Origin of the sequence: Sandarakinorhabdus sp., from assembly GCF_031422795.1 — a bacterium.
Taxonomy (GTDB): Bacteria; Pseudomonadota; Alphaproteobacteria; order Sphingomonadales; family Sphingomonadaceae; genus Sandarakinorhabdus.
On sequence record NZ_JANPML010000421.1, the window covers coordinates 1 to 3,675 of the forward strand.

The 3,675-nt window shown below is 68.0% G+C and carries 5 protein-coding genes; all 5 read right to left on the reverse strand.

Annotation, left to right across the window (positions count from 1 at the left end):
* Positions 1 to 157: 157 nt before the first annotated feature.
* Positions 158 to 526: a hypothetical protein gene (locus tag RMO81_RS14545; protein WP_310476628.1), complete on the reverse strand. Its 369-nt coding sequence runs from the start codon at positions 524 to 526 to the stop codon at positions 158 to 160.
* Positions 459 to 1,232, reverse strand: coding sequence for an ABC transporter ATP-binding protein (locus tag RMO81_RS14550; protein WP_310476629.1), 774 nt, complete (start codon positions 1,230 to 1,232; stop codon positions 459 to 461). The genes RMO81_RS14545 and RMO81_RS14550 overlap by 68 nt, the downstream gene beginning before the upstream one ends.
* Complete coding sequence (locus tag RMO81_RS14555) at positions 1,232 to 2,170, reverse strand: iron ABC transporter permease (RefSeq protein ID WP_310476630.1); 939 nt, start codon at positions 2,168 to 2,170, stop codon at positions 1,232 to 1,234. Before RMO81_RS14555 ends, RMO81_RS14550 begins: the two co-directional genes overlap by 1 nt.
* Positions 2,167 to 2,925 (reverse strand): hypothetical protein, encoded by a 759-nt coding sequence (locus tag RMO81_RS14560; protein WP_310476631.1) that lies wholly within the window; start codon positions 2,923 to 2,925, stop codon positions 2,167 to 2,169. The genes RMO81_RS14555 and RMO81_RS14560 overlap by 4 nt, the downstream gene beginning before the upstream one ends.
* Positions 2,922 to 3,675, reverse strand: a 754-nt coding sequence (locus tag RMO81_RS14565) for a TonB-dependent receptor domain-containing protein (protein ID WP_310476632.1), incomplete at its 5' end; no start/stop codon positions are given. The genes RMO81_RS14560 and RMO81_RS14565, both read right to left, overlap by 4 nt.

The window sequence follows — 3,675 nt, forward strand, 5'->3', positions numbered from 1 at the left end:
CGGGCCGCCTTTTCGCGCAGATCGGCGATGAGTTCGGCCATGGCCGTGGCCGTGGTGCGAGCGGACGGGGGGAGGGGCTGTCCAATTGGCGGCATGTTGGCGGGTATGGCCGATGTTGGCCATGCGCTCAATGGTCAATCAAGGGGTGGGGGCCAATTCAGGCGGGCAGTGCCAGCACGCCGGTTTTCTGGAAGGTCCATTGCTTTTTGTTGAGCCGATAGCCATCTGGCCCATCCCGGCTGATCATGAAGCTGAACATGTCGCCTTCGTCGGTGCCCAGTTGCAGATAGCGCGGCCCGTTGCCGGTGCCGATCACGTGCCAATCGCCCTGCAGATGTTCGGCGTTGAGCTGGGCTGGCTGGCCGGCTTCGGCGATGCGGGTCTGGTTGTGCCAGTCAAATTCGCCATTGCGATGCAGAGTCAGCGAATCGATCCGCTCCCAGATGAAGTCGATATCCTCAAACCGGTCCACCCGGGTGAGCACGCTGCCCATCAACAACGTCTTGTGATCCTGAACCGCGAACATCGGGAATGAATAAATCATTTCCTATTCGTTGCCAACCGTCACTGGTCAATTGCACGCCGAATAACGCCGCCAGCAGTTGCGGCGTCATCGCCACGTCTGGCGGGCCATCGGCAATCAGCTTGCCGCCAGCGATCAGCAACACCCGGTCGCAGCGCCGGGCGAGTTCCAGATCGTGCAGCGCCAGCACAACGCCGGCACCGCGCGCCGCCTCGGCAGCCAGCAACGCCATCACGTCGAGCCGGTGGCCGGGATCGAGATTGGCGATGGGTTCATCCAGCAGTAGCCACGCTGGCCGGGCCACCAGGGCACGCGCCAGCAGAACACGGGCGCGCTCGCCGGTGGAAAGTTGATTCACCGGGCGGCTCGCCAGCGCGGTGGCATCACAGGCGGCCAAAGCCGCAGCGACTGCGGCGGGTTCAGACGGGGCTGCCGGGCCAAGGCCGAGCTGCACCAATGCAGCAGCGGTCATCGGCCAGACAGCGTCCCGGCCAGCCGGCAGCCAGGCCAGGCGGCGCGGGTGCGGCGTGAAATTCTGGCCATCCAGCTGCACCAGCCCCGGTCCGCGTGACAGCCCGGCCAGCGCCTTCAGCAACGTGGTCTTGCCGGCGCCATTGGGGCCAATCACCCCGATCAGCTGGCCGGGGTGCAGCGTCAGGCTGATCGGCGCCAGCATGGGCGGGCGGGCGAGGGCATTTGCGTGCAGCATCAGCGCCGCCCCATGATCAGCCAGAGGAAGAAGGGCGCGCCAATCAGCGCGGTGAGCACGCCCAGCCGCAGATCAAGCCCGGCCGGGACCAGCCGCACGGCGATATCGGCGGCGGTGAGCAGGGCCGCGCCGGCAAGTGCCGCAGGCGCGATGGCCGCGCCGGGGCGGTGGCCAACGAACGGGCGCACCAGGTGCGGCACGATCAGTCCGATGAAGCCGATGCTGCCGGCGACGGCGACTCCGGCGCCGGTGGCGAGCGCGATGCCGAGCACGACGCGCAGTTGCACAGTGGCCAGCCCGACACCCAGGGATTGCGCCACCTCTTCGCCCAGCGTGAGCGCATCCAGCGCCGGTGCGGTGCGCAGAAGCAGGGCAATGCCGATCAAGATCAGCGGCACCGCCAGCGCCAGTTGCGGCAGGCTGCGATCATTGAGGCCGCCCATCAGCCAGAACATCAGATCATAAAGCGCGAACGGTGACGGCGCGAGGCTGAGCGCCAGGTTGATCGCCACGCCGAGCAGCATGGAAACCGCAACGCCGGCCAGCACCAATCGGGTGCTGCCGGCGCCCGTGCCGGCCAGGCTGAGCAGCAGCAGCAACGACAATCCAGCGCCGGCCAGGCCGCCAACCGCCATGCCGATTACGCCGGCACCGAGGAAATAGCCCGCCAACACTGCGCCCAGTGCCGCGCCAGACGACGGCCCCAGCACATCGGGCGAGGCCAGCGGGTTGCGAAAGAAGGCCTGCGCTGCTGCGCCCGAAGCGCCCAGCCCGGCGCCGATGGCCAGCGCCAGGCCGGTGCGCGGCAGCCGCAGTTCGATGAACAGGCTGCGCGCCAGATCGGGGTCGCGCGCCCACAGCGCCGCCAGATCGACTGGGCCCAGCGCCAACGACGCCAGCGCCAGCAACAGGCAGAGCAAGGCCAAGGCGCGCTTCATGCGAGCGCCTTGCGCAGCCGCAGGATCTCCGCCGGCATCGCGGCACCGCCGCACAGAAAGGCGCGGCCATCGGCTTCGAGCTGGCGGGATTTCAGCTGGCGCAGTGCTGGATGCTGGCTCCACGCCTGCGGCAACGAACGTTGGCCGGGGCGATAGACATTGCGGATGATGATGGCCGGCGGCTGGACCAGCAGTGTTTCCAGGCTGATCTGGCCGCTTTGCTGCTGCCTGATGCCAGCCAGCCGCAGCCAGCCGGCCGCCAGCCCGTCCATCGCCGGCGCGAGGCCGCTGCCGCCGATCATAAGCCCAGCGCGGGCGGGCGGGGCGGTGGCAGCGAGCGCGGCGACCGTGCCGGCAAAGGCAGCGCCGGCCGGCGCGTTGCCGACCAGATTGGCTACTTGCCGAACCTGCGAGGCGACGTCGGCCGGGCTGGTGGGATAGGGCAGGGCCACCAGTTTCAGCCCCAGCCGTGCTGCCAGCGCCTTGGCCTGCGGATCATGGCCCATGGTCAGCACCAGCTGCGGCGACAGGGCCAGCACATCACCCAGGCGGCCATTGTTGGTGGCGAGCCCGCGTGCCTTGACCGCCAGCGGGCTTTCCTGCGCGTCCGCCCCCAGCCGGCTGATGCTGGCAATCTGGTTGCGGCGCGCCGTGAGCAGCAGATATTCATCCGTGCACAGGTTGAGCGACACAACGCGCGTCGGAGGGGCGGCGGCCGCCGCTGCCATCAGCAACAGGGCCGCCGCTGCACTCACAGGCGGAACCGGATGCCGCCGTGGACGGTGATGCCGGGGCCGCGATAGGCGAACACGTCAACCTGCGTGGCATCGAACGCGTTTTCGACCCGTGCGGTCAGATCGATGCGCGGGTTGATGTGCCATGCACCGGCCAGCGTCACGATCGTGTAGGCCGGCAGGATGACCGGCACGAAGCGGGCGAAATCGGTGTCGCCGCGTGCGCCGGTGATGGCGGCCGCCGCCGACAGATCGAAAACGCTGCTCACATAGCTCAGCGCGATGCTGCCACTGTGCTTGGGCCGCCGCACTTCGCGCACCACCGCGTTGCCCGCTGTCTGCTGCTGATTGGCATCGAGGTAGGTGTAGCTGGCGCTGAGGCCCAGTCCTTCGATCAATTCGGCCCGGCCCGCGATTTCCACGCCGCGCCGCGTGCTGCGTCCGGTGGCATTGGCAACACCGGCGATGAAGGTGGTGCTGTTGAACGTGCCAATGATCTCGTTGGTCAAATTGGCATCGAAAAGGGTGACATCCAGGCTGTTGTTGCCCTTGGCCCAGCCGATGCCGGCTTCCACGCTGCGGCTGCGTTCCGGCACCAGATTGGGGTTGCCGCGGAACGAGCCCGGGAAAAAGCCGAACTGATCGAAGAAGGTCGGATCGGCGATGCCGGTGCCAAAAGCGGCGTGCAGGCGGAAATCGCCGATCGGGGCCACCGCATCAAACCGCACGGTGGTGGCATCGGCAAAGCGGTCGTTCATGTCGTGGCGCACG

Excerpts from the sequence above, each read along its gene's own strand:
- RMO81_RS14545 (WP_310476628.1), bottom strand. The coding sequence starts at position 526 with ATGTTCGCGGTTCAGGATCACAAGACGTTGTTGATGGGCAGCGTGCTC.
- RMO81_RS14550 (WP_310476629.1), bottom strand. The coding sequence starts at position 1,232 with ATGCTGCACGCAAATGCCCTCGCCCGCCCGCCCATGCTGGCGCCGATC.
- RMO81_RS14555 (WP_310476630.1), bottom strand. The coding sequence starts at position 2,170 with ATGAAGCGCGCCTTGGCCTTGCTCTGCCTGTTGCTGGCGCTGGCGTCG.